General features: G+C 57.8%; 27 protein-coding genes. 20 read left to right on the top strand and 7 right to left on the bottom strand.

Translation table 11 applies throughout. The features are described 5' to 3' along the window. Positions 1-177: 177 nt before the first annotated feature. The 11 genes from kbaZ to NQ230_RS03250 all read left to right on the top strand — a co-directional run bounded on the left by kbaZ (position 178) and on the right by NQ230_RS03250 (position 12,278). Entirely contained in the window at positions 178-1,485 is a 1,308-nt protein-coding gene (gene kbaZ, locus NQ230_RS03300) for a tagatose-bisphosphate aldolase subunit KbaZ (protein WP_257261306.1), read from the top strand. Between the two features lie 20 nt (positions 1,486-1,505). Then, complete coding sequence (gene agaV / locus NQ230_RS03295; protein ID WP_023333561.1) at positions 1,506-1,979, top strand: PTS N-acetylgalactosamine transporter subunit IIB; 474 nt, start codon at positions 1,506-1,508, stop codon at positions 1,977-1,979. 10 nt (positions 1,980-1,989) lie between these two features. After that, positions 1,990-2,769: a PTS N-acetylgalactosamine transporter subunit IIC gene (agaW, locus tag NQ230_RS03290; RefSeq protein ID WP_023309308.1), complete on the top strand. Its 780-nt coding sequence runs from the start codon at positions 1,990-1,992 to the stop codon at positions 2,767-2,769. Continuing rightward, entirely contained in the window at positions 2,759-3,637 is an 879-nt protein-coding gene (gene agaE / locus NQ230_RS03285; RefSeq protein WP_029739649.1) for a PTS N-acetylgalactosamine transporter subunit IID, read from the top strand. The genes agaW and agaE overlap by 11 nt, the downstream gene beginning before the upstream one ends. Before the next feature lie 16 nt (positions 3,638-3,653). Continuing rightward, complete coding sequence (agaF, locus tag NQ230_RS03280) at positions 3,654-4,088, top strand: PTS galactosamine/N-acetylgalactosamine transporter subunit IIA (protein ID WP_023333563.1); 435 nt, start codon at positions 3,654-3,656, stop codon at positions 4,086-4,088. Beyond that, a complete protein-coding gene (gene nagA / locus NQ230_RS03275; RefSeq protein ID WP_257259945.1) occupies positions 4,085-5,218 on the top strand; it encodes an N-acetylglucosamine-6-phosphate deacetylase in 1,134 nt (377 codons plus the stop codon). The genes agaF and nagA overlap by 4 nt, the downstream gene beginning before the upstream one ends. Before the next feature lie 246 nt (positions 5,219-5,464). Continuing rightward, positions 5,465-6,613, top strand: a complete 1,149-nt coding sequence (locus tag NQ230_RS03270) for an SIS domain-containing protein (protein ID WP_257259942.1) — start codon at positions 5,465-5,467, stop codon at positions 6,611-6,613. 12 nt (positions 6,614-6,625) lie between these two features. Continuing rightward, positions 6,626-7,498 (top strand): tagatose-bisphosphate aldolase subunit KbaY, encoded by an 873-nt coding sequence (kbaY, locus tag NQ230_RS03265; protein ID WP_045134778.1) that lies wholly within the window; start codon positions 6,626-6,628, stop codon positions 7,496-7,498. Positions 7,499-7,614: 116 nt separating this feature from the next. Further along, positions 7,615-9,186, top strand: a complete 1,572-nt coding sequence (gene malX / locus NQ230_RS03260; protein ID WP_257259940.1) for a maltose/glucose-specific PTS transporter subunit IIBC — start codon at positions 7,615-7,617, stop codon at positions 9,184-9,186. A gap of 12 nt (positions 9,187-9,198) precedes the next feature. Next, positions 9,199-10,371, top strand: a complete 1,173-nt coding sequence (locus NQ230_RS03255) for a MalY/PatB family protein (RefSeq protein ID WP_257259939.1) — start codon at positions 9,199-9,201, stop codon at positions 10,369-10,371. A gap of 17 nt (positions 10,372-10,388) precedes the next feature. Then, a complete protein-coding gene (locus tag NQ230_RS03250; protein WP_257259934.1) occupies positions 10,389-12,278 on the top strand; it encodes an alpha-galactosidase in 1,890 nt (629 codons plus the stop codon). 19 nt (positions 12,279-12,297) lie between these two features. On the opposite strand, the gene NQ230_RS03245 is transcribed toward NQ230_RS03250, so the two are convergent. Further along, positions 12,298-13,278: a Fic family protein gene (locus tag NQ230_RS03245; RefSeq protein ID WP_257259933.1), complete on the bottom strand. Its 981-nt coding sequence runs from the start codon at positions 13,276-13,278 to the stop codon at positions 12,298-12,300. A 5-nt stretch (positions 13,279-13,283) separates the two neighbouring features. Further along, the gene (gene rsmI, locus NQ230_RS03240; protein ID WP_257259930.1) at positions 13,284-14,147 is read right to left on the bottom strand and encodes a 16S rRNA (cytidine(1402)-2'-O)-methyltransferase; all 864 of its coding nucleotides are present in this window, start codon (positions 14,145-14,147) and stop codon (positions 13,284-13,286) included. A gap of 62 nt (positions 14,148-14,209) precedes the next feature. On the opposite strand from rsmI, the gene NQ230_RS03235 reads away from it, so the two are divergent. The 4 genes from NQ230_RS03235 to dolP are packed head-to-tail and all read left to right on the top strand — an operon-like array spanning position 14,210 to position 17,907. Next, on the top strand, positions 14,210-16,357 hold the full coding sequence (locus tag NQ230_RS03235) for a penicillin-binding protein activator (protein WP_257259929.1): 2,148 nt from the start codon (positions 14,210-14,212) through the stop codon (positions 16,355-16,357). Next, positions 16,315-16,710: a YraN family protein gene (locus NQ230_RS03230; protein ID WP_028014533.1), complete on the top strand. Its 396-nt coding sequence runs from the start codon at positions 16,315-16,317 to the stop codon at positions 16,708-16,710. The genes NQ230_RS03235 and NQ230_RS03230 overlap by 43 nt, the downstream gene beginning before the upstream one ends. A gap of 21 nt (positions 16,711-16,731) precedes the next feature. Further along, a complete protein-coding gene (gene diaA, locus NQ230_RS03225) occupies positions 16,732-17,322 on the top strand; it encodes a DnaA initiator-associating protein DiaA (RefSeq protein ID WP_003861754.1) in 591 nt (196 codons plus the stop codon). Between the two features lie 9 nt (positions 17,323-17,331). Continuing rightward, positions 17,332-17,907, top strand: a complete 576-nt coding sequence (gene dolP, locus NQ230_RS03220) for a division/outer membrane stress-associated lipid-binding lipoprotein (RefSeq protein ID WP_029739641.1) — start codon at positions 17,332-17,334, stop codon at positions 17,905-17,907. 51 nt (positions 17,908-17,958) lie between these two features. Here dolP and NQ230_RS03215 read toward each other — a convergent pair whose 3' ends face one another. Then, positions 17,959-18,996 (bottom strand): permease, encoded by a 1,038-nt coding sequence (locus NQ230_RS03215; RefSeq protein ID WP_257259920.1) that lies wholly within the window; start codon positions 18,994-18,996, stop codon positions 17,959-17,961. Between the two features lie 40 nt (positions 18,997-19,036). Further along, on the bottom strand, positions 19,037-19,681 hold the full coding sequence (locus tag NQ230_RS03210; RefSeq protein ID WP_257259919.1) for an NAD(P)H-binding protein: 645 nt from the start codon (positions 19,679-19,681) through the stop codon (positions 19,037-19,039). 128 nt (positions 19,682-19,809) lie between these two features. Here NQ230_RS03210 and NQ230_RS03205 point away from each other — a divergent pair, with 128 nt between their 5' ends. Continuing rightward, on the top strand, positions 19,810-20,328 hold the full coding sequence (locus tag NQ230_RS03205) for a type 1 glutamine amidotransferase domain-containing protein (protein WP_023333577.1): 519 nt from the start codon (positions 19,810-19,812) through the stop codon (positions 20,326-20,328). Here the strand turns inward: NQ230_RS03205 and NQ230_RS03200 are convergent. After that, on the bottom strand, positions 20,308-20,742 hold the full coding sequence (locus tag NQ230_RS03200) for a YhbP family protein (RefSeq protein WP_032659732.1): 435 nt from the start codon (positions 20,740-20,742) through the stop codon (positions 20,308-20,310). The two genes, NQ230_RS03205 and NQ230_RS03200, sit on opposite strands and share 21 nt — an antisense overlap. A 14-nt stretch (positions 20,743-20,756) precedes the next feature. Between NQ230_RS03200 and NQ230_RS03195 the strand changes: the two genes are divergently transcribed. Then, positions 20,757-21,086 carry a GIY-YIG nuclease family protein gene (locus tag NQ230_RS03195; protein WP_257259917.1) on the top strand — a complete coding sequence of 110 codons (330 nt, stop codon included), beginning with the start codon at positions 20,757-20,759 and terminating at the stop codon, positions 21,084-21,086. Here NQ230_RS03195 and NQ230_RS03190 read toward each other — a convergent pair. Both NQ230_RS03190 and ubiT read right to left on the bottom strand, forming a co-directional pair. Continuing rightward, positions 21,073-21,576 (bottom strand): GNAT family N-acetyltransferase, encoded by a 504-nt coding sequence (locus NQ230_RS03190; protein ID WP_023309324.1) that lies wholly within the window; start codon positions 21,574-21,576, stop codon positions 21,073-21,075. The two genes, NQ230_RS03195 and NQ230_RS03190, sit on opposite strands and share 14 nt — an antisense overlap. Further along, the gene (ubiT, locus tag NQ230_RS03185) at positions 21,570-22,094 is read right to left on the bottom strand and encodes a ubiquinone anaerobic biosynthesis accessory factor UbiT (protein WP_023333580.1); all 525 of its coding nucleotides are present in this window, start codon (positions 22,092-22,094) and stop codon (positions 21,570-21,572) included. The genes NQ230_RS03190 and ubiT overlap by 7 nt, the downstream gene beginning before the upstream one ends. 211 nt (positions 22,095-22,305) lie before the next feature. Here ubiT and ubiU point away from each other — a divergent pair, with 211 nt between their 5' ends. From ubiU to NQ230_RS03170, 3 genes are all read left to right on the top strand, one after another. Further along, positions 22,306-23,301: a ubiquinone anaerobic biosynthesis protein UbiU gene (ubiU, locus tag NQ230_RS03180; protein ID WP_023309326.1), complete on the top strand. Its 996-nt coding sequence runs from the start codon at positions 22,306-22,308 to the stop codon at positions 23,299-23,301. 7 nt (positions 23,302-23,308) lie between these two features. Next, the gene (locus tag NQ230_RS03175) at positions 23,309-24,187 is read left to right on the top strand and encodes a U32 family peptidase (RefSeq protein WP_257259915.1); all 879 of its coding nucleotides are present in this window, start codon (positions 23,309-23,311) and stop codon (positions 24,185-24,187) included. 78 nt (positions 24,188-24,265) lie between these two features. Continuing rightward, positions 24,266-25,273 carry a luciferase-like monooxygenase gene (locus tag NQ230_RS03170; RefSeq protein ID WP_047646424.1) on the top strand — a complete coding sequence of 336 codons (1,008 nt, stop codon included), beginning with the start codon at positions 24,266-24,268 and terminating at the stop codon, positions 25,271-25,273. Positions 25,274-25,292: the final 19 nt, after the last annotated feature.

Raw genomic sequence — 25,292 nt, 5'->3', positions numbered from 1 at the left:
GCGGGAATGCAAGTCCCGCCTTACGTCCAGACGCAAGCCAACACTGCGCTGAAACCTTTCATTATGTTTCTTTTGTGAAACAGATCGGAAATCTATTATCTTTCGTTTTATTTTTATATCACCATGATGCAGGATTAAATGAAACAAAACGAAAGACAAGTATCATTACCATCCGAAATGGAGAGGAAAGTGAAACATCTGACAGAAATGGTGGAACAACATAAACGAGGGAATTCAAACGGGATCTATGCCGTCTGTTCCGCACATCCGCTGGTACTTGAAGCTGCCATTCGTTACGCGCATTCGCATCAGTCGCCGCTGCTGATCGAGGCCACCTCCAACCAGGTGGATCAGTTTGGCGGCTATACCGGCATGACGCCTGCGGATTTTCACGGGTTTGTCTGCCAGCTGGCCGAGTCGCTCGGCTTCCCGACGTCACAGCTTATCCTCGGCGGCGATCATTTGGGCCCTAACCGCTGGCAAAATCTCCCTGCGGAACAGGCGATGGCGAATGCCGACGATCTGATCAAAAGCTATGTTTCTGCCGGATTCAAAAAGATCCACTTGGACTGCAGCATGTCCTGTGAGGACGATCCGGTTCCCCTGACCGACGCGATCGTTGCCGGACGCGCCGCACGCCTGGCGAAGATTGCCGAAGCGACCTGTCGCGAGCAGTTTGGTGAATCCAATCTGGTCTACGTTATCGGCACGGAAGTACCGGTTCCCGGTGGCGCGCACGAAACGCTCACCGAACTTGCCGTCACCACGCCGGACGCTGCACGCGCCACGCTTGAAGCGCACCGCCATGCGTTCGAAAAGGAAGGTTTGAGCGACATCTGGCCGCGCATTATTGGCCTGGTGGTCCAGCCTGGCGTGGAGTTCGACCACGCGCACGTCTGCGACTATCAGCCGCAGAAAGCCGTTGCCCTGAGCAAAATGGTTGAAGCCTACGATACGCTGGTGTTTGAAGCGCACTCCACCGACTACCAGACGCCGCAGGCGCTGCGCCAGCTGGTTAACGATCACTTTGCGATTCTAAAAGTTGGCCCCGCCCTGACCTTCGCCCTGCGCGAAGCGCTGTTCTCGCTGGCCGCCATAGAAGAGGAGCTGCTGCCGGCAAAAGCCAGCTCCGGCCTGCGTCACGTGCTGGAAAACGTCATGCTCGATCGCCCGGAATACTGGCAAAGCCATTACCACGGTGACGGCAACGCGCGTCGCCTGGCGCGCGGCTACAGCTACTCTGACCGCGTGCGCTACTACTGGCCGGACAGCCAGATTGACGACGCTTTTGAACGTCTGGTGCGTAACCTGGCAGACGAGCCTATTCCTCTGCCGCTGATCAGCCAGTACCTGCCGTTGCAGTACGGCAAAGTTCGCGAGGGCGCTCTCAAGTCAACGCCACGGGAACTCATCATCGACCACATTCAGGACATACTCCAGCAGTACCACGCCGCCTGCGAAGGCGTAACGACTCAAAACGCATAATTAAAAAAGAGGAAAACGCTATGCCAAACATTGTCTTATGCCGCATCGATGAACGCCTGATCCACGGTCAGGTGGGCGTGCAGTGGGTGGGGTTTGCGGGGGCAAACCTGGTGCTGGTCGCTAACGATGAGGTCGCTGAGGATCCGGTTCAACAGAACCTGATGGAAATGGTGCTCGCGGAAGGGATCGCCGTGCGCTTCTGGTCGCTGCAAAAAGTGATCGACAACATTCACCGCGCCGCTGACCGCCAGAAAATCCTGCTGGTCTGCAAATCACCCGCCGATTTTCTGAAGCTGGTTGAGGGCGGCGTGCCCATCACCCGTATTAACGTCGGAAACATGCACTACGCCAGTGGCAAACAACAAATTGCCAAAACGGTCTCTGTCGACGCGAACGATATCGCCGCGTTCAACGGCCTGAAAGCGGCCGGTGTGGAATGCTTCGTTCAGGGCGTTCCAACAGAAACTGCTTTGGATCTCTTTAAACTGCTCTGAGGGATTCATAATGGAAATCAGTCTGTTGCAGGCGCTGGGGTTGGGCATACTCGCCTTTATCGCCGGTCTGGATATGTTTAACGGGTTAACGCACATGCACCGCCCGGTGGTACTCGGGCCGCTGGTCGGCCTGATTCTGGGCGATCTGCACACCGGCATTTTGACCGGCGGTACGTTAGAGCTGGTCTGGATGGGGCTGGCCCCGCTCGCCGGTGCCCAGCCGCCTAACGTCATTATCGGCACCATCGTGGGTACCGCATTTGCCATCAGCACCGGCGTGAAGCCAGAAGTTGCGGTTGGCGTCGCCGTGCCATTTGCCGTGGCGGTTCAGATGGGGATTACGTTCCTCTTCTCGGTGATGTCCGGCGTCATGTCGCGCTGCGATCGCATGGCGGCCAATGCAGATACAAACGGTATTGAACGGGTTAACTATCTTGCGCTGCTGGCGCTCGGCATCTTCTATTTTCTGTGCGCGTTCCTGCCGATCTACTTCGGTGCGGAACATGCGAAAACCGCCATTGACGTTCTGCCAGCGCGTCTGATTGACGGCCTCGGCGTCGCGGGCGGCATCATGCCAGCCATTGGCTTCGCCGTGCTGCTGAAGATCATGATGAAAAACGTCTACATCCCTTACTTCATTATCGGTTTTGTCGCCGCCGCCTGGCTCAAGCTTCCGGTGCTGGCGATTGCGGCGGCCGCGCTGGCCATGGCGCTGATCGACCTGATGCGTAAATCACCTGAACCGACGGCTCCCGCCGCTCAGAAAGAGGAATTCGAAGATGGCATCTAACCAAACCACCCTGCCGGGCGTGTCTGAAAGCGAAGAGACGCTGTTGACCGGCGTAAATGAAAACGTCTACGAAGATCAAAACATCGGTGCCGAGCTGACGAAAAAGGATATTAACCGCGTGGCCTGGCGTTCCATGCTGCTGCAGGCCTCGTTTAACTACGAACGTATGCAGGCCTCCGGCTGGCTGTACGGGCTGCTGCCCGCGTTGAAAAAGATCCACACCAACAAGCGGGACCTGGCGCGGGCGATGAAAGGCCATATGGGCTTCTTTAACACCCACCCGTTCCTGGTGACCTTTGTTATCGGCATCATTCTGGCGATGGAGCGATCCAAGCAGGATGTAAACAGCATCCAGAGCACCAAAATTGCCGTCGGCGCGCCGCTTGGCGGTATTGGCGACGCCATGTTCTGGCTGACCCTGTTGCCCATCTGCGGCGGTATTGGTGCCAGCCTGGCGCTGCAAGGATCGATTCTGGGCGCGGTGGTCTTTATCGTGCTGTTTAACGTGGTACACCTCGGCCTGCGTTTTGGCCTGGCGCACTACGCTTATCGGATGGGCGTCGCGGCCATTCCGCTGATTAAAGCCAACACCAAAAAGGTCGGCCACGCGGCATCTATCGTCGGGATGACGGTGATCGGCGCGCTGGTGGCAACCTACGTCCGCCTCAATACTACGCTCGAAATCAAGGCGGGTGATGCCGTTGTCAAACTGCAGGCCGACGTCATCGACAAGCTGATGCCCGCGTTCCTGCCGCTGGTCTACACCCTGACCATGTTCTGGCTGGTACGCCGCGGCTGGAGCCCGCTGCGGCTAATCGGTATCACCGTGCTGCTGGGCGTTGTTGGTAAATTCTGTCACTTCCTGTAAAAGCAAAGAGGTTGCGATGTTAGGCATTATTTTGACGGGTCACGGCGGGTTTGCCAGCGGGCTTGAGCAGGCGATGAAGCAGATCCTCGGCGAGCAGCCGCAGTTTATCGCCATCGATTTTCCGGAAACCTCCACCACCGCGCGGCTGACCGCTCAGCTTGAGCAGGCGGTAAGCGAACTCGATGCGCAGCACGATATTGTGTTTCTCACCGATTTGCTCGGCGGCACGCCGTTCCGCGTGGCGTCAACGCTCGCGATGCAAAGGCCGGGCAGCGAAGTGATCACCGGCACCAACCTTCAGCTGCTGCTGGAGATGGTGCTGGAGCGCGACGGATTAAGCAGCGAAGCGTTTCGTCTGCAGGCGCTGGAGTGTGGACACCGCGGCCTGACGAGCCTGGTGGACGAGCTGGGGCGCTGTCGCGAGGAAGCCCCTGCCGAGGAAGGGATATGAGCCAGCTGCTGCGCGCGCGACGGATCCTTACCGAACGGGGGTGGCTGAACGACCACCAGCTACGCATTGAAAGCGGCGCGGTTGCGGCGATTGAACCCATTCCGGCGGGCGTTACGACGCGTGATGCGGAGCTGCTTTGCCCGGCCTATATCGATACGCACGTCCACGGCGGCGCGGGCGTGGACGTCATGGATGATGCGCCCGACGTGCTGGACACCCTGGCAATGCATAAAGCGCGTGAAGGCGTGGGCGCATTTCTGCCCACCACCGTGACCGCACCGCTGGAGAGTATCCACGCCGCGCTGATGCGTATCGCCTGGCGCACTCGGTCCGGCGGCCCCGGCGCGCAGATCCTGGGCAGCTATCTGGAAGGACCGTACTTTACGCCGCAGAACAAAGGGGCGCATCCGCCGGAGCTGTTCCGGGAGCTGGATATCGCCGAGCTGGACAGACTGGCTGACGTTTCACAGGGCACGCTACGGGTGGTGGCGCTCGCGCCAGAAAAAACCGGCGCGCTGCGGGCGATTCGCCATCTTAAACAGCGCGGTATACGCGTGATGCTGGGCCACAGCGCTGCCACGTACCGGCAAACTCTTGCCGCGTTTGATGCGGGTGCCGACGGGCTGGTTCACTGCTACAACGGTATGACGGGGCTGCACCACAGAGAGCCAGGAATGGTCGGCGCAGGGCTTACGGACAAACGGGCGTGGCTGGAGCTGATTGCCGACGGGCACCACGTCCATCCGGGGGCGATGCGCTTATGCTGCTGCTGCGCGCAGGAGCGCGTGGTGCTGATTACCGATGCCATGCAGGCGGCAGGTATGCCGGACGGACGGTATACGCTTTGTGGCGAAGAGGTCTCGATGCAAAACGGCGTGGTTCGAACCGGCTCCGGCGGGCTGGCGGGCAGCACGCTGTCGCTGGATGCCGCGGTCAGGAATATGGTGGAGCATGCGGGCGTAACCGCCGAAGACGCTATCCATATGGCCTCGCTGCACCCTGCCCGGCTGCTAGGCGTTGACGGTCAGCTCGGCTCCTTAGCCCCGGGTAAACGCGCCAATGTCATTGCGCTGGACGGGGGTTTACACCTCCAGCAGATCTGGATTCAGGGCCAGGCTCTCCCCCTTTAGGCCTTTCATTGTGTCTCCTGTTGGCCTTACGGCACCCGATCGTAAGGCCTTTCTTTTCCTTTCCTTAACTCTTCCCTTTCCTTTCACGATCACACTTTTCGTTTTATTTCTTTTCTTTCATTGAAGTTTCGATTTCTTTTCTATAGATTTTATTTAACTGCTTAAGTGAACAAGTGAAACGAAACGAAAGATAGCGACACGATTGCCAGCGTCTGATGTGGAATTCACACGACTAAGGACTGAGTTATGCCACAAACCACTACCGCCGCGACAACCGGCACCTGGACCGAGGAAGAGATCCGCCAGCAGCCTGCCAGCTGGATCCGCTCGCTCAACAACATCGATAACCTGCGTGCTTCGATCGACAGTTTCCTGACGCCGCTGCTGCGCAAGGACGATCTGCGGATCGTCCTGACCGGCGCGGGCACGTCCGCCTTTATCGGCGATATCGTTTCTCCCTGGCTCGCGAGCTACACCGGGAAAAACTTCACTGCCGTCCCGACAACCGATCTGGTCACGAACCCAATGGACTACTTCAGCCCTGCGCATCCGCTGCTGCTGATTTCGTTTGCCCGCTCCGGCAACAGCCCGGAAAGCGTCGCGGCCGTTGAGCTGGCAAACCAGTTCGTGCCGGAGTGCTACCACCTGTCGATCACCTGCAACGAGGCGGGCAGCCTTTATCAGAACGCCGTCGACAGCGATAACGCCTTTGCCCTGCTGATGCCTGCCGAAACGCACGATCGCGGGTTCGCGATGACCAGCAGCATCACCACCATGATGGCGAGCTGTCTGGCGGTGTTCGCGCCGGAAGCGATCAATAGCCACACCTTCCGCGACGTGGCAGATCGCTGTCAGGCGATCCTCACTACGCTCGGTGATTTCAGCCACGGCGCCTTTGGCAATGAAGCGTGGAAACGCGTCGTCTATCTGGGAAGCGGCGGCCTGCAGGGCGCGGCGCGCGAATCGGCGCTGAAGGTGCTGGAGCTGACGGCGGGCAAGCTGGCGGCGTTTTACGATTCCCCGACGGGCTTCCGTCACGGGCCGAAGTCGCTGGTCGATAGCGAAACGCTGGTGGTGGTGTTTATCTCCAGCCATCCGTATACGCGTCAGTACGATCTGGATCTGCTGGCCGAGCTGCGCCGCGATCGCCAGGCCCTGCGCGTCGTCGCCATCGCCGCTGAAAACGATCCGGTCATTGAAGCGGGTCCGCACATTCTGCTGCCGCCTTCACGTCCGTTTATCGATATGGAACAGGCGTTCTGCTTCCTGATGTATGCCCAGGTCTTTGCGCTCACCCAGTCGCTCAGCGTAGGCAATACGCCCGATACGCCATCCGCCAGCGGGACGGTCAACCGCGTGGTGCAGGGCGTTGTTATTCACCCGTGGCAGGCTTAAGAGGATCGGATCATGAGTATTATTTCTACCAAATATCTTCTGCAGGACGCGCAGGCAAAAGGCTACGCCGTGCCGGCGTTCAACATCCACAACGCGGAGACGATCCAGGCGATCCTCGAAGCGTGCAGCGAAATGCGATCGCCGGTGATCCTCGCGGGCACGCCGGGCACCTTTAAGCATATTGCGCTGGAAGAGATCTACGCCCTGTGCAGCGCGTACTCCCACACCTACGACATGCCGCTGGCGCTGCACCTCGATCACCACGAATCGCTGGACGATATACGCCGCAAGGTCAACGCGGGCGTGCGCAGCGCGATGATCGACGGCAGCCACTATCCGTTTGAACAAAACGTGAAGCTGGTGAAGTCGGTGGTCGATTTCTGCCACCTCAACGACTGCAGCGTCGAGGCCGAACTGGGCCGCCTGGGCGGCGTGGAAGATGACATGAGCGTGGACGCCGAAAGCGCGTTCCTCACCGATCCGCAGGAGGCGAAACGCTTCGTCGAACTGACCGGCGTCGATAGCCTTGCCGTCGCCATCGGCACCGCTCACGGCCTGTATACCAAACGCCCGAAAATCGACTTCCAGCGGCTGGCGGAAATTCGCGAAGTGGTCACCGTGCCGCTGGTGCTGCACGGCGCGAGCGATGTGCCGGATGAGTTTGTTCGCCGCACCATCGAGCTGGGCGTATGCAAAGTCAACGTGGCCACCGAGCTGAAAATTGCCTTCTCTGACGCGGTTAAAGCCTGGTTTGCCGAAAACCCGCAGGGTAACGATCCGCGCTTCTACATGCGGGTCGGCATGGACGCCATGAAAGAGGTGGTCAGAAGCAAGATCGCCGTTTGCGGCTCGGCAAACCGGCTCCTGCTTCCTGCCGAAGCCTGATCCCATCGCGCATTACGTCAATACCTAAAAAATAACTATAAGCCTCGCAAATATGAAGGCGCGTCCTTAAGCCGGACAGCGCCTTCCATTATCCTAAAAATCCGAGGAGTCCCTACATGACACAGGAAAAGTCGTTTAAATCGAAAGCGTGGGAATTTTTCCAAAGCCTGGGAAAGACGTTTATGTTCCCGGTCTCTCTGCTGGCCTTTATGGGGTTGCTGCTGGGTATCGGTAGCTCCGTCACCAGCCCTTCCACTATTAAAAGCTTTCCCTTTCTGGGCGGCGAGTTAACGCAGCTGACCTTTGGCTTTATCGCCATGGTGGGCGGGTTCGCCTTTACCTATCTGCCGCTGATGTTTGCCATGGCTATCCCGATGGGCCTCGCCAAACGCAACAAGGCCGTGGGCGCCTTTGCCGGGTTCGTTGGCTACATGCTGATGAACATGAGCATCAACTACTACCTGACCGCCACCCACCAGCTTGCCGACGCCGCCACCATGAGACAGGTAGGACAATCGATCGTGCTGGGCATTCAAACGCTGGAAATGGGCGTACTGGGCGGCATCGTAGTCGGGGTAATCACTTACTTCCTACACGAGCGTTTTCAGGACACCGTGTTACACGATGCCTTTGCCTTTTTCAGCGGCATTCGTTTCGTGCCGATTATCACCGCCCTTACGCTGTCGCTGGTTGGTCTGTTTATCCCGCTGTTATGGGAGTACGTGGCGCTGGGGATTGCCGGAATTGGCCATATCATTCAGAGCACCAGCGTTTTCGGACCGTTCCTGTACGGCGTAGGCGTGCTGCTGCTTAAACCCTTTGGTCTGCACCATATCCTGCTGGCGATGGTACGCTTCACGCCGGCAGGCGGCATTGAGATGGTCAACGGCCATGAAGTGGCTGGCGCGCTGAATATCTTCTACGCCGAGCTGAAAGCCGGACTGCCGTTTAGCCCGCACGTTACCGCGTTTCTGTCACAAGGCTTTATGCCGACCTTTATCTTTGGCCTGCCTGCCGTGGCGTACGCCATCTACCGCACCGCGCGTCCGGAAAACCGCCCTGTAATTAAGGGGCTGCTGCTTTCCGGCGTGCTGGTTTCCGTCGTCACCGGTATTTCAGAACCGATTGAGTTTCTGTTCCTGTTTATCGCCCCCGCGCTTTACGCCTTCCATATCGTGATGTCGGGCCTGGCGCTGATGGTGATGGCCCTGCTGGGGGTCACCATCGGCAACACCGACGGCGGGATTTTGGATCTGCTGATCTTCGGCGTGATGCAGGGGATGTCGACCAAATGGTATCTGCTGTTCCCGGTCGGTATCGCCTGGTTTGCCATCTACTTCTTCGTCTTCCGCTGGTACATCCTCAAACACGATATCAAGACGCCGGGACGTGAAGTGGACGCGCAGGGCGCGCAGCAGGCCGTCGAAGCCAACACCCGCGCACGTGGAAAATCGAAATACGATCACGGGCTTATCCTGCGCGCGCTCGGTGGCAAAGAGAACATCGAGTCGCTCGACAACTGCATCACCCGCTTGCGCCTGGTCGTGAAGGAGATGGGGCTTATCGATCAGCAGGCGCTGAAAGTGGCTGGCGCCCTGTCGGTGGTGGTGCTGGATGCTCACAGCGTTCAGGTGATCATCGGCCCGCAGGTGCAAAGCGTCAAAACCGGCATTGAAGCCTTAATCTAACAGGGGGTTGTTGTGTTTGATTTCGACAAAATCATCGAGCGTAAAAGCGATAAGTGCCGTAAATGGGACCATGCATTTGTCTGCTCACGCTTTGGTGATGTCCCGCAGGGGTTTATCCCGCTGTGGATCGCAGATATGGATTTCACCTCGCCACCGGCCGTTATTGAGGGCTTCCAGCGCATCGTGGAGCACGGCACCTTTGGCTATACCTGGTGCTTCGACGAATTTTACGACGCGGTGATGGCCTTCCAGCGCACGCGTCATCAGGTTGAGGTTGAGAAGTCGTGGATTACCCTGACCTACGGCACCGTCTCCACGCTCCATTACACGGTCCAGGCGTTCTGCACGCCTGGCGATAGCGTGATGATGAACACGCCGGTCTACGATCCGTTTGCGATGGCGGCGCAGCGCCAGGGCGTGCGGGTGCTTGCTAACCCGCTATCAGTGAAGCAAAACCGCTATCAGCTGGATTTTGATCTGATTGAAGAGCAGCTCAAAACCCACCGTCCAAAACTGTGGTTCTTCTGCTCGCCGCATAACCCCTCGGGCAGGATCTGGCGCGCGGATGAGATACGCCAGGTCTCCGATCTCTGTAAGCGCTACGGCACGATTCTGGTGGTCGATGAGGTTCACGCTGAGCACATTCTGGACGGCACATTCGTCAGCTGTCTGACCTCGGGCTGTGCCGCACTGGACAACCTGATCGTGCTGACGTCGCCAAATAAAGCCTTCAACCTGGGCGGGCTGAAAACGTCCTACTCCATGATCCCGGACGATTCGCTGCGCCAGCGCTTCCGCCAGCAGCTTGAGAAGAACTCGATTACCTCACCCAATATGTTCGGCGTATGGGGGATTATCCTGGCCTACCAGCACGGCCTGCCGTGGCTCGACGCGCTGAACGGGTATCTGCAAGGGAACGCCCGCTACCTTGCGGACGCTATTCAGACCCACTTCCCGGCGTGGAAGATGATGAACCCGGAATCGTCGTATCTGGCCTGGGTAGACGTAAGCGCCGACGACCGCAGCGCCACAACGTTGACCCAACATTTCGCCCAGCAGGCCGGTGTCGTGATTGAAGACGGCAGCCACTACGTGCAAAACGGCGAAAACTACCTGCGGATTAACTTCGGCACCCAGCGCTACTGGCTGGAGCAATCCATCAACCGAATGCTGAAGCATTACTAATAAGGAATCTTACCCTGATGAAAAAAGTGCTCACACTCTCGATGCTGGCCCTGTTTGTTTCTCACGGCGCTCTGGCCGCCAACTACGCGCTGGATAACGACAATATTGCTCTGTCGTTTGATGACGCAAACTCAACGGTAGTGGTTAAGGACAATAAGGCTAACCATCCGCTCACGCCGCAGGAGCTGTTCTTTCTGACGCTACCGGATGAGACAAAAATCCACACCGCGGATTTCACCATTAAGCACGTCGAAAAGCAGGACAACGCAATTGTCGTCGACTTTACCCATCCGCACTTTAACGTAACGGTGAAGCTGAACCTGGTGAAGGGAAAATACGCCAGCATCGACTACACCGTTGCCGCAGTCGGCCAGCCGCGAGACGTGGCGAAAATTACCTTCTTCCCGACGAAAAAGCAGTCTCAGGCACCCTATGTGGACGGGGCGATTAACAGCTCGCCGATCGTTGCTGATTCGTTCTTTATTTTGCCAGACAAGCCCATCGTTAACACTTACGCCTATGAAGCGACCACCAATCTCAACGTAGAGCTGAAAACGCCGATCCAGCCAGAGTCGCCGGTCAGCTTTACCACCTGGTTCGGCACCTTCCCGGAAATCAGCCAGCTGCGCCGCAGCGTGAACCAGTTTATTGATGCGGTGCGTCCGCGACCGTACAAGCCTTATCTGCACTACAACAGCTGGATGGATATCGGCTTTTTCAATCCGTACACCGAGCAGGATGTGCTGGGGCGGATGGACGAGTGGAATAAGGAGTTTATTACCGGACGCGGCGTGGCGCTGGACGCCTTCCTGCTGGACGACGGCTGGGACGACCTTACCGGGCGCTGGCTGTTTGGCCCGGCATTCAGCAACGGTTTTGGCAAGGTTCGGGAAAAAGCCGACAGCCTGCACAGCTCGGTCGGACTGTGGCTCTCACCGTGGGGAGGCTACAACAAGCCGCGCGACGTTCGCGTCTCGCATGCAAAAGAGTATGGGTTCGAAACCGTCGACGGGAAGCTTGCGCTGTCAGGGCCGAACTACTTTAAGAACTTCAATGAGCAGATCGTTAAGCTTATCAAAAACGAACGCATTACCTCATTCAAGCTGGACGGGATGGGTAATGCCAACGCGCATATCCAGGGTAGCCCGTATGCCTCGGATTTTGACGCCTCTATCGCCCTGCTGCATAACATGCGCAGCGCCAACCCGAATCTGTTTATCAACCTGACAACAGGTACCAACGCCAGCCCGTCCTGGCTGTTCTACGCCGACTCGATCTGGCGCCAGGGCGATGACATCAACCTGTACGGCCCCGGCACGCCGGTGCAGCAGTGGATGACCTACCGCGATGCGGAAACGTACCGCTCCATTGTGCGCAAAGGCCCGCTGTTCCCGCTGAACTCCCTGATGTACCACGGGATCGTCAGCGCGGAAAATGCCTATTACGGGCTGGAGAAAGTCCAAACGGACAGCGATTTTGCCGATCAGGTCTGGAGCTACTTCGCGACCGGCACGCAGCTGCAGGAGCTGTATATCACTCCTTCAATGCTGAACAAGGCGAAGTGGGATACCCTTGCGCAGGCGGCGAAGTGGTCGCGGGAAAATGCCAGCGTGCTGGTGGATACGCACTGGATTGGTGGCGATCCAACCGCGCTGCAGGTTTACGGCTGGGCATCCTGGAGCAAGGACAAAGCGATTCTCGGCTTGCGTAACCCGTCGGATAAGCCGCAAAGCTACTTCCTGGATTTGGCGAAAGATTTCGAAATCCCAACGGGAAACGCGGCGCAATTTAGTCTGAAAGCGGTGTACGGCAGTAATTCAACCGTACCGGAGGCGTACAAAAACGCGGTGGTGATTACGCTGCAGCCGCTGGAAACACTGGTGTTTGAGGCGGTGCCAGGAAAATAAAAAGTGTTCGGCTGGCAGGTTAAGCCATAACCTGCCAGCTTCCCCCTTTCCTTGCCCCCAGGCGTTTTAATTTACCTTTTGTTTGCAAAGAATGGAGATAGCGTTCCGCGGTGCGGGAAGTCACGCCCAATACAGAGGCCAACATCACCGCAGTCATTTGCGGTTGAACGGTAAGAAGCTCAAGGATAGTGTTTTCCTTTTCCGACAATTCTTCCGACACTTTTTCCGACATAATGGATGTCATATCGATGCTTTCCCGCAAAGCTTCGGCCAAATTTTGCAGCATAAACGCCACGAATGCCGTGCAATCACTGGCCCGATCGCATTGTCCTAAAATTTGGTAATAGCGCGCTTGCTGGAAGTGAATGAGTGTCTCAACGGGCAGCCATGCAAGCTCTGCACGCCACTGGCTTAAGATCAGAGTTTGCCACAGCCGCCCCATGCGGCCATTTCCATCCGAAAAGGGATGAATAAACTCAAACTCGTAATGAAATACCGAGCTGGCAATCAGCGGGTGAAGATCGGTTTGCTTAAGCCAGGAAAGAAGATCGTCGATAAGGCGGTTCATCTGCGAGGCAGGCGGAGCCATGTGGACTAACTGGTTTCCACGGTACACCCCTACGTCCCCATTTCTGAGCTTTCCGGGATGATCAACCAGCCCCATCATCAATAATCGGTGCGCACTGAGTAAGTCATTGAGCTTCCAGGGCTTCCATTCGGGCAATTTTTCATATGCCAGGATAGCGTTACGTACTTCCTGAATATCTTTTTCAGGTGCAAGCACGCGTTTGCCATCCATGATTGCCGTCACCTGTCCTGTCGTTAGCGAGTTGTGTTCAATGGCCAGCGAGGCCTGAATGGTTCGAATACGGTTCTCTTTACGGAGAAGTGGCGAAGTTCTACCTGAATGTGCCGCCCAGTGCCCCAATAGCTCACCAATCTCAACCACCTGATTGAGGATAAAGGGTGTGATGGTGAACGGAGGCTGATAGCGGCTCATCTGGATTACTCCCCCTGCTGCTCCAGCGCATGCCTATACAGCGCATTTTTCTTCACGCCGTGGATTTCCGCCGCTAATGCCGCCGCTTTCTTCAGCGGCAGTTCCGCCTGCAGCAGCGCCAGCGTGCGCAGCGCGTCGGCTGGCAGCGCGTCTTCCTGCGCTTTATGTCCTTCGACAATCAGCACCATTTCACCCTTGCGGCGGTTTTCGTCTTCCTTCACCCACGCCAGCAGTTCACCCACTGGCGCACCGTGGATCGTTTCCCAGGTTTTGGTGAGCTCGCGCGCCAGCACCACGTAGCGGGCCTCTCCCCAGACGGTCACCATATCTTCCAGGCTCTCCAGCAGGCGGTGCGTGGATTCGTAGAAAATCAGGGTGCGCGGTTCCGCTTCCAGATCCTTTAGCACGTCGCGACGGCCTTTGGATTTGGCTGGCAGGAAGCCTTCATAGCAGAAACGGTCAGACGGCAGACCCGCCGCGCTCAGCGCAGCAATGGCGGCGCACGGCCCCGGCAGGGGCACAACGCGAATACCGGCTTCACGACAGGTACGCACCAGGTGATAGCCAGGATCGTTGATCAGCGGCGTACCGGCGTCGGAGACCAGCGCAATGTTCTGCCCCTCTTTCAGCTTCGCCACCAGCGTTTCGGCTTTTTGTTGCTCATTGTGATCGTGCAGAGCAAACAAACGGGCGTTAATCGCGAAGTGTTGCAGCAGCAGGCCGGTGTGGCGGGTATCTTCAGCGGCAATTAAATCAACAGCTTGCAGTACGGTGAGCGCACGTTGGGTAATATCAGACAAATTCCCGATAGGAGTAGGTACAATATAAAGCTGGCCTTGAGAATTATCTGCCGTTTCGTGTTGTTTCATTGTTTCGTCCGTATTGCCGATTTAATATTGAGCATTGCGTAAAAAAAATCACTGGATACAGTATGGTACCGTTAACGTTTCTTCGAAAAAAAGCCACGCGCAGCGTGCCGCTTCTGCTGGCAGCCCTGATCTTTGCAGGCTGTGGCACCCAGGCACCTGACCAGAGCACCGCCCATCTTCAGGGTTCTGCTCAGGCTGATTCTGGCTTTTATCTGCAACAAATGTCGCAGAGTTCAAATGATACCAAGACCAACTGGCAATTACTCGCCATTCGTGCACTGCTGAAAGAGGGTAAAACCCAGCAGGCTGCCGAACTGTTTAACCAGTTGCCGAAAGATCTTAACGACGCCCAGCGTCGTGAGCAGAGCCTGCTCTCTGCCGAGCTGAAGGTCGCGCTGAAGGATTACGCCGCCGCGAAGAAGATCCTCGGGGACATTGACGTGAGCGCGCTGGATAAAAATCAGCAGGCTCGCTTCTGGCAGGCGGGCATTACCGCAGAGCAGGGGCGCCCTTCCCTGACGCTGCTCCGCGCCCTCATCGCGCAAGAGCCGCTGCTCGGCGGTGCCGATAAGCAGAAAAATATTGATGCCACCTGGCAAGCGCTGGCTTCGATGACCCAGGAACAGGCGCAGGCTCTGGTCATCAACGCGGATGAAAACGTTCTTCAGGGCTGGCTGGATCTGCAGCAGATGTGGATGAACAACCGCAGCGATCCAAAGATGCTGAAGGCCGGTATTACGGACTGGCAGACGCGCTACCCGCAAAACCCCGGGGCGAAAATGCTGCCAACCCAGCTGGTGAACGTGCAGAACTTTAAGCCAGCGTCCACCAGCAAAATCGCCCTGCTTCTGCCGCTCAACGGCCAGGCGGCGGTGTTTGGCCGAACTATTCAGCAGGGTTTTGAAGCAGCGAAAAACGGCACGACGTCGGTAACCGGCAGTGCGGTTCCCGCGCAGGCGGCTCAGGCGGCTAACGTGAATGACGTTGTCAGCCCGTCCGCCGCAGAGACCAGCGACCTGACCACGACGCAAGCGCCGGCGCAGGGTACGATGCAAAACCCGGTGACGGCTCCGACGACGCCTCCGGCTTCAGCAGCACCTGCTGCCCAGGCTCCGGCCGAGACGCAAGCGGCACCAGCACCTGACGCAACAGCAGAACAGCCTCAACAGCAGACTGCACAACCCGCGACTCAACCTGCCGCGCAGCCGCAGGCCGTGGCAACTACCAGCGCCAACCCGGGCGCTGAGTTGAAAATCTACGACACCAGCTCGCAGCCGCTTGACCAGGTTCTGGCGCAGGTCCAACAGGACGGGGCAAGCATCGTTGTCGGTCCGCTGCTGAAAAACAACGTGGAAGAGCTGATGAAGAGCAATACCACGCTGAACGTGCTGGCGCTCAACCAGCCCGAGCAGGTTCAGAACCGGGCCAATATTTGCTACTTCGCGCTTTCCCCTGAAGATGAAGCCCGCGATGCAGCACGCCATATTCACGAGCAGGGCAAACAGGCTCCGCTGCTGCTCATCCCACGCAGCGCGCTGGGCGATCGCGTGGCCAATGCCTTTGCCGATGAGTGGCAGAAGCTCGGCGGCGGCGTGGTGCTGCAGCAGAAATTCGGTTCCGTCTCTGAACTGCGCGCGGGCGTAAACGGTGGAGCGGGTATCGCGCTTAACGGCAGTCCTGTCACCGCGAGCCTGCCACAGCAGCAGAGCGTGACGATTGGCGGCCTGACGATCCCTGCCCCACCTACCGACGCGCAGATTAGCGGTGGCGGTAAAGTGGATGCGGCCTATATCGTTGCCACGCCGCAGGAGATTGCCTTTATCAAACCGATGATCGCGATGCGTAACGGCAGCCAGAGCGGCGCAACGCTCTACGCCAGCTCGCGCAGCGCGCAGGGTACCGCAGGCCCGGATTTCCGTCTGGAAATGGACGGTCTGCAGTACAGCGAAATCCCGATGCTGGCAGGCAGCAACCCGGCGCTGATGCAGCAGGCGCTGAGTACCGTACGTAACGATTATTCGCTGGCGCGTCTGTATGCGATGGGTGTCGATGCATGGGCGCTGGCGAACCACTTTACCCAGATGCGTCAGGTGCCGGGCTTTGAGCTTAACGGCAACACCGGCGATCTGACCGCGACTCAGGATTGCGTGATCAACAGGAAGTTATCATGGCTCAAATACCAGCAGGGGCAAATCGTCCCGGCCAGTTAAGCCGTAAAGAGACCGGCGATGCGTGGGAGTTAAAGGCGCGTCGCTGGCTTGAAGGCAAAGGACTGCGCTTTATCGCCGCTAACGTCCGAGGGCGCGGCGGCGAAATCGACCTGATCATGAAAGACGGTCAGGTCATTGTGTTTGTAGAAGTCCGCTTTCGACAGTCCTCCCGTTTTGGCGGTGCTGCCGCCAGCGTGACGCTCGCCAAACAACATAAATTATTACAGACTGCCCACTTGTGGCTTGCCCGCCATAATGGGAGCTTTGATACTGTGGATTGCCGGTTCGATGTGATAGCCTTCACCGGAAATGAGATCGAATGGCTTAAAAACGCTTTTGGCGAAGACGCATAATTAAGATTTAAAAGGGATAACGTGCTCGAAAGAATTAAAGTGTGCTTCACAGAAAGCATCCAGACTCAGATTGCCGCGGCGGAAGCCCTTCCGGATGCTATCTCGCGTGCCGCAATGACGCTGGTGCAATCCCTGCTTAATGGCAACAAAATCCTCTGTTGTGGCAACGGCACGTCAGCCGCCAACGCACAGCATTTTGCTGCCAGCATGATCAATCGCTTTGAAACAGAACGCCCGAGTTTACCCGCCATTGCACTTAATACCGATAATGTGGTCTTAACGGCGATTGCTAACGATCGTCTGCATGACGAAATTTACGCAAAGCAGGTGCGAGCCCTGGGTCACGCCGGAGATGTGCTGCTGGCCATCTCCACGCGCGGCAATAGCCGGGATATTGTCAAAGCCGTTGAAGCTGCCGTCACCCGCGACATGACAATCGTGGCCTTAACCGGCTATGACGGTGGTGAGCTGGCGGGTCTGCTTGGGCCGCAGGATGTGGAAATCCGCATTCCTTCTCACCGGAGCGCGCGTATTCAGGAGATGCATATGCTCACGGTGAACTGCTTATGTGATTTGATCGATAACACGCTTTTCCCTCACCAGGATGATTAAGGAGTTCTTATGAAGGCTTTATCGACCCTCGCAGTCCTTATGTCTGCATTACTGCTTCAGGGATGTATCGCTGCGGCCGTTGTGGGTACCGCCGCGGTAGGCACCAAAGCGGCAACCGATCCACGCACTGTGGGGACGCAGGTGGATGACGGTACGCTGGAGCTGCGCGTCAACAGTGCGCTGTCGAAAGACGAACAAATCAAGAAAGAAGCGCGTATCAACGTGACGGCTTATCAGGGCAAAGTGCTGCTGGCAGGCCAGGCGCCGAATCTGGAGCTCGCCTCTCGTGCGAAACAGATTGCGATGGGCGTTGAAGGGACCACAGAGGTGTTTAACGAAGTGCGTCAGGGCAAGCCAATTGGCCTGGGTGACGCCTCTTCCGATACCTGGATCACCACCAAAGTGCGTTCCCAGCTGCTGGGCTCGGACCAGGTGAAATCCTCCAACGTGAAAGTGACGACTGAAAACGGCGAAGTGTTCCTGCTGGGTCTGGTGACCGACCGTGAAGGGAAAGCGGCGGCCGATATCGCCAGCCGGGTGAGCGGCGTGAAGCACGTCACCACCGCGTTTACGTACATTAAGTAAGCCACACCTGACTGTAGGCCCGATAGGCGCTAGCGCCTACCGGGCTTTTTTTTACAGCAACGCAATACTCCCCACGATCATCCCGCTCAACGCCACCAGCCCCGCGGTCAGCCACAGCGCTTTCGCCGGGAATGACTTACGCAGCATGATAAGCGACGGCAGGCTGATCGCAGGCAGCGTAATCAGCAGCGCCAGCGCCGGGGCGGTGCCCATTCCCGCCAGCATCATGGTCTGAACAATTGGGATCTCCGCCGCTGTTGGGATCACAAATAGACAGCCTGCAACGGCCATCGCAATGACCCACATCAGCGTGTTGTCGATAGCGCCATCCGCATGCGGGAAGAGCCAGACGCGCGCCGCCCCCAGCACCAGTACCGCCAGGATATAGACCGGGATGGTGCTCCAGAAAAGCTGCCATAGCGCCCTGCCCCAGCGCGCAAAGAAGCCACCCTGCGGCTCGCTGACGTCCAGCTCAACGGCTGCGGGTTCTGCGGCAGTATCCTTCACCAGTTTTTGCACCAGCGTCGCCACCACCAGTACGGTCAGCAGCCCGGCGACCAGGCGGATGAACGCGAAATGCCAGCCCAGCACAAAGCCCATAAACACCAGCGTTGCCGGGTTGAGCAGCGGGTTACCCATCCAGAACGCCAGCGCGCCGCCCATCGACACGCGCTGACGGCGCATCCCTGCGGCCACGGGCGCGGCACAGCAGGAGCACATCATGCCCGGCAGGGAGAAAATCGTTCCCAGCAGCGTGCCCTGAAAGCGCGGCTGCCCGAGGGTTTTCACCAGCCAGTTGCGGGGGATAAGTACCTGAATCAGTGACCCCAGGATCACGCCTAAGACGGCGGCCTTCCAGACGGCAAGGAAGTAGACCATGGCGTAATCCCACGCCGCCTGCAGCGGGCTGGAATCAGCCTGCGCGAGAATAGATTTACCGATGCTGTGCGTTTCGGCGGCGGTGAAGGCTTTGCCGTAGTATGGCTGCCATTTCACGTACCAGAGGCCAATAATGACCACGAGAAAGAAGAGTGCGGGCTTCCACCATTGAACAGGTGTTGCCGCCTGAGATGAAGACTGACCAGTCATAGCATTCCCCGGAGAGTATTAGGTTATTAGCCGGGGGAGTTTACGCCTCGCCCTGCGCGATTTCACGCAGTTTTGCCGATGGGATAATGTTTACGCCCGCTTTCGACGGGGCCAGCCCCTCTTTTAACATCGCGCGGGCGACGTCCCGCGCCTCGATGGATTTCCAGTTGCCGGGAAGAATGCGAAACAGCGGGGCCAGTATCGACTCGTTAAATCGGCGTTCGTCCCGGTGGCCGATCAGCATCGACGGGCGCACAATCGTCAGCTGCTCCCATTTCTGCGCTATCAGCGCATCCTCCATCTTGCCCTTCACCTTGTTGTAGAAGAAAGGCGATCCAGCACTGGCACCCAGCGCGCTGACCACCAGAAAATGTTTGGCCCCCAGCTTTTTCGCCGTGAGTGCGGTGTCCACCACCAGCGTATAGTCGGCGTGGATAAATGCCTCTTTGCTGCCCGCCTCCCGCCGCGTGGTGCCCAGACAGCAAAAGGCAATATCAATAGGATCCTGGATCTGCGCCAGCGCGTCCGTCAGCTGAGGATCGTGCGGATTAAAGACGCCGGATAAATCTGCCAGCGGTCGACGCGTCGGGGCGGCGATATAGTTCACGCGCCGATCCTGAATCAGCAGCCGCAGCAGATGATCGCCCACTAACCCGGTAGCACCCGTAATCATTACCTGACTCATCTTTTCCCCTTTACAGAATTGTCCGTTTGCGAACTCAGCGTCGTCGACCACACTTAGAAGTCTGTTACAGGTAAGTATTTACCACAAGCGGAGAAAAATCAGTCTGAAGCCAAAACAACGGAGGAAGCATGGGCAAGAAAATCGCAGTCTTGATTACCGACGAGTTTGAAGATTCAGAATTCACCTCTCCAGCAGAGGCGTTCCGCAAGGCGGGACATGAGGTCATTACCATTGAGAAGGAAGCGGGTAAAACGGTGACAGGCCATAAGGGCGAGGCGACCGTAACCATCGATGAGACCATCGATAACGTGAGCCCCTCAGATTTTGACGCCCTGCTGTTACCCGGCGGCCATTCCCCGGATTCCCTGCGCGGGGACGAGCGCTTCGTGACCTTCACCCGGGACTTTGTCTCCACCGGCAAACCGGTCTTTGCCATCTGCCACGGCCCGCAGCTGCTCATCAGCGCAGAAGTGGTCCGCGGGCGTAAGCTCACCGCCGTGAAGCCGATCGTTATCGATCTGAAAAATGCGGGGGCCGAGTTTTACGATCAGGAGGTGGTCAACGACAAAGACCAGCTGATCACCAGTCGTACCCCGGACGATCTCCCGGCGTTTAACCGCGAAGCGCTACGCCTGCTCGGCGCGTAGCCAGTGTAGCTTTTTGCCAAAGCCCAGGGTGTTGTCGGTAAATTTTAGCTCATCCAGGCGGATTTCCCACACCGGGGCTTTTAGCGCAGCGGCAACGGGAAAGCGGCGCGTGTAGAGCTTACGGCGCGCGTCGCTCTCTTCGCCGTCCAGACGGCGAATCTCCCCTTTGAACTGCACGCCGCGGATCAGCGCGACCGTCTTTGGCTGGCCGTTTACCGTGCCTGCGACCTTTGCCTGCTGGCCGGTCATCTGCGCATGACGCGTTTTGTCTTCGCTCATGACATAAAACGCCACGCGCTCTGGGTCGTAGTAGTAAAACGCATTTGCGCACCACATCTCACCCTCGTCACAGACGCACCAGGTGACTACATGCTGCTTCGCCAGCCAGCGGTTAATGGCGGCCAGTGTTTCCATTTTCGTTCTCTCTCATGCTATGGTGCGTTCACCTTAACATACTGAATCTGTTTACCGTGTGCTGGTTTCTCTATCTTGTCCGAACCGCTGATAACACCCTCTACACCGGGATCACCACCGATGTGGCGCGGCGTTTTTTACAACATCAAACGGGAAAAGGGGCAAAGGCGCTGCGGGGGAAAGGGGAATTACAGCTCGCCTTCTCAGCGGCCGTCGGCGACCGTTCGCTGGCGCTGAGGCTGGAATATCGCATCAAGCAGCTGACGAAGCGCCAGAAAGAGCGCCTCGTGACCGGAGACGGCTCCTTTGAGGCGCTACGCGAGAGCCTGATTAAAAGCGATTGAAATGGTCGTGGTACTCGACCAGGCCATTGACGCCGTTGAGCGCATCGTCCGCCAGGCGATGGACCTGGAAAGCGGATTCCGTACCCGGCCAGCGGCAGCGCAGATCGTAATGCGCGGCCTGCTCAAAGCCTAAACGGCCATAGAACGCCGGATCGCCCAGCGTGACAACGGCCGCGTAACCGAACTCATTGAGCGAATCCAGCCCTTCATAGACCAGCTGGCGCGCCAGCCCCTGCCCGCGATAGCTTTCATCTACCGCCAGCGGCGCCATGCCTACCCACTGCAGCTCTTCGCCCTGAACGATGACCGGACTGAAGGCAACATAGCCCACCACCTGACCTTCGTCATCGGTGGCAACCAGCCCCAGCGTAATCAGGCCGTCTTCGCGAAGGTCGTGGACCAGTTGGGCTTCGGCATCGCTCGCAAAGGCGCGGCGTAACAACGCATCGATCCCCGGCGCATCAATCCCAATTTCGACTCGAATCAGCATGGCTCACCTACTGAAGTGTGTTTACCGTCCGGCGGGGTTTTCAGCCCGGCCTCAACGAAATCTGCCATTTGCATTAACATCACGCGCAGCGCTTTCGGCATCTGCTCCAGCTCAATGGCATCCATTAAATTCTTAACGTACAGGCCCAGCTCCGTGTCGCCTTCAATCACCAGACGGCGCTGGAAGAAGAGCGTATCCGGATCCTGCTTACGCGCGGCGATCATCAGCAGATCGCTAGCGTTGGCGCTAAAACTCACATCCGCCTCGGCGGATTCGCGTACGATCAGCTGGTCATTCTCAACGGAGGTAAACCAGCGCAGCCCGATGTCACGCACTTCAATGCTTAACCAGCGGCCTTCCAGGAATTCCAGCTCGCCGTCCTGCAGCGCCTGGCGGAACTGCCAGCTCAGGACCTGCTCCAGCACCTGGCGTTTAAGCGCGAACGGCGCCAGCTTGACCGGCACGCTCAGCATTGATGGACCAAATTGTACGAGACGTGAACGCAGTTTATCCAGCACGAGCTTTACTCCCTGATATCTATAGTCCTGCTATTTTGCCATATCCGAAGCGCAACATAGCGGCGTAAATCAACAAACCGTCGTCCGTCGTACCTCATTATTGGTGCCATCAATACGCCATTAGCTGCCTTAAATCAAAAATTGTCGCGTATGGGTTAATTAAAATCCCAGCTCGTTAACAATTTTGCGATCGACTACATCAGGATAAATTATGGAGCTGCTCTGCCCTGCCGGAAATCTTCCGGCGCTTAAGGCGGCCATCGAAAATGGGGCCGATGCGGTCTATATCGGGCTGAAAGATGACACCAACGCCCGCCATTTTGCTGGCCTCAACTTTACGGAGAAAAAGCTTCAGGAAGCCGTTAACTTCGTTCACCAGCACCGCCGCAAGCTGCATATCGCCATCAATACCTTTGCTCATCCTGACGGCTACGCCCGCTGGCAGCGCGCGGTGGATATGGCGGCACAGCTGGGCGCCGATGCGCTGATCCTGGCCGACCTCGCCATGCTTGAGTATGCGGCAGAACGCTATCCCCATATTGAGCGCCACGTCTCTGTTCAGGCATCTGCCACCAACGAAGAGGCCGTACGTTTTTACCATCAACACTTCGACGTGGCCCGCGTGGTGCTGCCGCGCGTGCTCTCTATTCATCAGGTTAAGCAACTCGCGCGCGTCACGCCAGTACCGCTGGAGGTTTTTGCCTTTGGCAGCCTGTGCATCATGGCCGAAGGCCGTTGCTATCTTTCCTCTTATTTAACCGGTGAATCGCCGAATACCGTCGGAGCCTGCTCCCCTGCTCGCTTTGTCCGCTGGCAGCAGACCCCGCAGGGGCTGGAGTCTCGTCTGAATGAGGTACTGATCGACCGCTATCAGGACGGTGAAAACGCCGGTTATCCAACCCTGTGTAAAGGCCGCTATTTGGTCGACGGCGAGCGCTACCACGCGCTGGAAGAGCCTACCAGCCTTAACACGCTAGAGCTGCTGCCGGAACTGCTGGCGGCCAATATTGCCTCGGTGAAAATCGAAGGTCGCCAGCGCAGCCCGGCCTATGTAAGCCAGGTGGCGAAAGTGTGGCGTCAGGCCATCGACCGCTGCATGGCGGATCCGCAGAACTACGCTCCGCAGCAGGCCTGGATGGAGACGCTCGGATCGATGTCCGAAGGCACGCAAACCACGCTGGGCGCGTATCACCGTAAATGGCAGTGAGATAATCATGAAATATTCATTAGGACCGGTGCTCTACTACTGGCCAAAAGAGACGCTGGAAGATTTTTACCAACAGGCCGCCACCAGCAGCGCCGATGTGATTTACCTCGGCGAAGCGGTGTGCAGCAAGCGCCGCGCCACCAAAGTGGGCGACTGGCTGGATATGGCGAAAAGCCTGGCCGGCAGCGGCAAGCAGGTGGTGCTCTCCACGCTCGCCCTGGTGCAAGCGTCTTCCGAACTGGGCGAGCTGAAGCGCTACGTCGAAAACGGCGAGTTCCTGCTGGAAGCGAGCGATCTCGGCGTGGTGAACATGTGCGCTGAACGCAAGCTGCCGTTTGTCGCGGGCCATGCCCTGAACTGCTACAACGCCGTCACCCTGCGTCTGCTGCTCAAACAGGGGATGACGCGCTGGTGTATGCCGGTAGAACTCTCTCGCGACTGGCTGGCTAACCTGCTCGCTCAGTGCGACGAGCTGGGCATTCGCAATCAGTTTGAAGTGGAGGTGCTGAGCTACGGTCATTTGCCGCTGGCTTACTCCGCCCGCTGCTTTACCGCGCGCTCGGAAGACCGCCCGAAAGACGAATGCGAAACCTGCTGCATTAAGTACCCGAACGGACGCAGCGTGCTGTCGCAGGAGAATCAGCAGGTGTTTGTCCTGAACGGCATTCAGACCATGAGCGGCTATGTCTATAACCTCGGCAACGAGCTGGCGTCGATGGACGGTCTGGTGGATATGGTTCGGCTATCGCCGCTGGATACCGGCGTGTTCGCGATGCTTGACGCCTTCCGCGCCAACGAAAACGGTGCCGCTCCGCTGCCGCTGACGGCAAACAGCGACTGCAACGGCTACTGGAAGCGTCTGGCCGGGCTGGAATTGCAGGCGTAAAAAAGGCTCACTTTGTTAACAACGGTTATCATTTTTTAATGCAGTATTAAAGATTCACCGTCAACAAAGTGAGCTGTTATGACTGACAAAACCATTCCGTTTTCGGTGCTGGATCTGGCGCCGATCCCACAAGGCTCCTCGGCAAGAGAAGCCTTTTCGCACTCTCTCGATCTCGCTCAGCTGGCCGAAAAGCGTGGCTATCACCGCTACTGGCTGGCCGAGCATCACAACATGGTGGGCATCGCCAGCGCCGCCACCTCGGTACTGATTGGCTATCTGGCAGCAAATACCACCACCCTGCACCTGGGCTCCGGCGGCGTAATGCTGCCTAACCACGCCCCGCTGGTGATTGCCGAGCAGTTTGGTACGCTGAATACGCTCTATCCGGGGCGTATTGATTTGGGCCTTGGTCGTGCGCCCGGCAGCGACCAGCCGACCATGCGCGCCCTGCGTCGCCATATGAGCGGCGATATCGACAACTTCCCGCGCGACGTGGCCGAGCTGGTGGACTGGTTCGACGCGCGCGATCCGAACCCGCACGTGCGCCCGGTACCGGGCTACGGTGAGAAGATCCCGGTGTGGCTGTTAGGCTCAAGCCTCTACAGCGCACAGCTCGCCGCACAGCTGGGACTGCCGTTTGCCTTCGCCTCGCACTTCGCGCCGGATATGCTGCATCAGGCGCTGCATCTTTACCGCACGAACTTCAAACCGTCCGAGCGTCTTGAGAAACCTTACGCGATGGTGTGCATCAACATCATTGCCGCCGACAGCAATCGCGACGCGGAATTCCTGTTCACCTCCATGCAGCAGGCGTTTGTGAAGCTGCGTCGCGGTGAGACGGGCCAGCTTCCGCCTCCGGTGGAGAATATGCATCAGCTGTGGTCAGCCTCCGAACAGTATGGCGTTCAGCAGGCACTGAGCATGTCGCTGGTGGGTGATAAGGCGAAAGTGCGCCACGGGCTGGACGCGGTGCTGCGCGAAACGCAGGCGGATGAGATTATGGTTAACGGCCAGATTTTCGATCACCAGGCGCGTTTGCATTCGTTTGAGCTGGCGATGCAGGTGAAAGAAGAGTTGGTGGGGTAGCCATTGTTTCGCCCGGTGG

Origin of the sequence: Enterobacter asburiae (assembly GCF_024599655.1) — a bacterium.
In the GTDB taxonomy this organism is placed as follows: Bacteria; Pseudomonadota; Gammaproteobacteria; order Enterobacterales; family Enterobacteriaceae; genus Enterobacter; species Enterobacter asburiae_D.
The sequence above is the reverse complement of the archived record's forward strand: the minus strand, read 5'-3'. Positions and strand labels throughout refer to the sequence as shown.

Bases quoted from the DNA above. Each gene is read 5' to 3' on its own strand.
- NQ230_RS03190 (WP_023309324.1), bottom strand. From the start codon at position 21,576: ATGCTGATTCGAGTCGAAATTGGGATTGATGCGCCGGGGATCGATGCG.
- NQ230_RS03245 (WP_257259933.1), bottom strand. From the start codon at position 13,278: ATGAGCCGCTATCAGCCTCCGTTCACCATCACACCCTTTATCCTCAAT.
- NQ230_RS03230 (WP_028014533.1), top strand. From the start codon at position 16,315: ATGGCTCAAATACCAGCAGGGGCAAATCGTCCCGGCCAGTTAAGCCGT.
- ubiU (WP_023309326.1), top strand. From the start codon at position 22,306: ATGGAGCTGCTCTGCCCTGCCGGAAATCTTCCGGCGCTTAAGGCGGCC.
- malX (WP_257259940.1), top strand. From the start codon at position 7,615: ATGACACAGGAAAAGTCGTTTAAATCGAAAGCGTGGGAATTTTTCCAA.
- NQ230_RS03250 (WP_257259934.1), top strand. From the start codon at position 10,389: ATGAAAAAAGTGCTCACACTCTCGATGCTGGCCCTGTTTGTTTCTCAC.
- NQ230_RS03170 (WP_047646424.1), top strand. From the start codon at position 24,266: ATGACTGACAAAACCATTCCGTTTTCGGTGCTGGATCTGGCGCCGATC.
- kbaY (WP_045134778.1), top strand. From the start codon at position 6,626: ATGAGTATTATTTCTACCAAATATCTTCTGCAGGACGCGCAGGCAAAA.
- NQ230_RS03235 (WP_257259929.1), top strand. From the start codon at position 14,210: ATGGTACCGTTAACGTTTCTTCGAAAAAAAGCCACGCGCAGCGTGCCG.
- NQ230_RS03200 (WP_032659732.1), bottom strand. From the start codon at position 20,742: ATGGAAACACTGGCCGCCATTAACCGCTGGCTGGCGAAGCAGCATGTA.
- NQ230_RS03175 (WP_257259915.1), top strand. From the start codon at position 23,309: ATGAAATATTCATTAGGACCGGTGCTCTACTACTGGCCAAAAGAGACG.
- rsmI (WP_257259930.1), bottom strand. From the start codon at position 14,147: ATGAAACAACACGAAACGGCAGATAATTCTCAAGGCCAGCTTTATATT.
- agaE (WP_029739649.1), top strand. From the start codon at position 2,759: ATGGCATCTAACCAAACCACCCTGCCGGGCGTGTCTGAAAGCGAAGAG.
- NQ230_RS03210 (WP_257259919.1), bottom strand. From the start codon at position 19,681: ATGAGTCAGGTAATGATTACGGGTGCTACCGGGTTAGTGGGCGATCAT.
- NQ230_RS03215 (WP_257259920.1), bottom strand. From the start codon at position 18,996: ATGACTGGTCAGTCTTCATCTCAGGCGGCAACACCTGTTCAATGGTGG.
- dolP (WP_029739641.1), top strand. From the start codon at position 17,332: ATGAAGGCTTTATCGACCCTCGCAGTCCTTATGTCTGCATTACTGCTT.
- agaW (WP_023309308.1), top strand. From the start codon at position 1,990: ATGGAAATCAGTCTGTTGCAGGCGCTGGGGTTGGGCATACTCGCCTTT.
- nagA (WP_257259945.1), top strand. From the start codon at position 4,085: ATGAGCCAGCTGCTGCGCGCGCGACGGATCCTTACCGAACGGGGGTGG.
- kbaZ (WP_257261306.1), top strand. From the start codon at position 178: ATGGAGAGGAAAGTGAAACATCTGACAGAAATGGTGGAACAACATAAA.
- NQ230_RS03270 (WP_257259942.1), top strand. From the start codon at position 5,465: ATGCCACAAACCACTACCGCCGCGACAACCGGCACCTGGACCGAGGAA.
- NQ230_RS03195 (WP_257259917.1), top strand. From the start codon at position 20,757: ATGCTATGGTGCGTTCACCTTAACATACTGAATCTGTTTACCGTGTGC.
- NQ230_RS03205 (WP_023333577.1), top strand. From the start codon at position 19,810: ATGGGCAAGAAAATCGCAGTCTTGATTACCGACGAGTTTGAAGATTCA.
- agaV (WP_023333561.1), top strand. From the start codon at position 1,506: ATGCCAAACATTGTCTTATGCCGCATCGATGAACGCCTGATCCACGGT.
- agaF (WP_023333563.1), top strand. From the start codon at position 3,654: ATGTTAGGCATTATTTTGACGGGTCACGGCGGGTTTGCCAGCGGGCTT.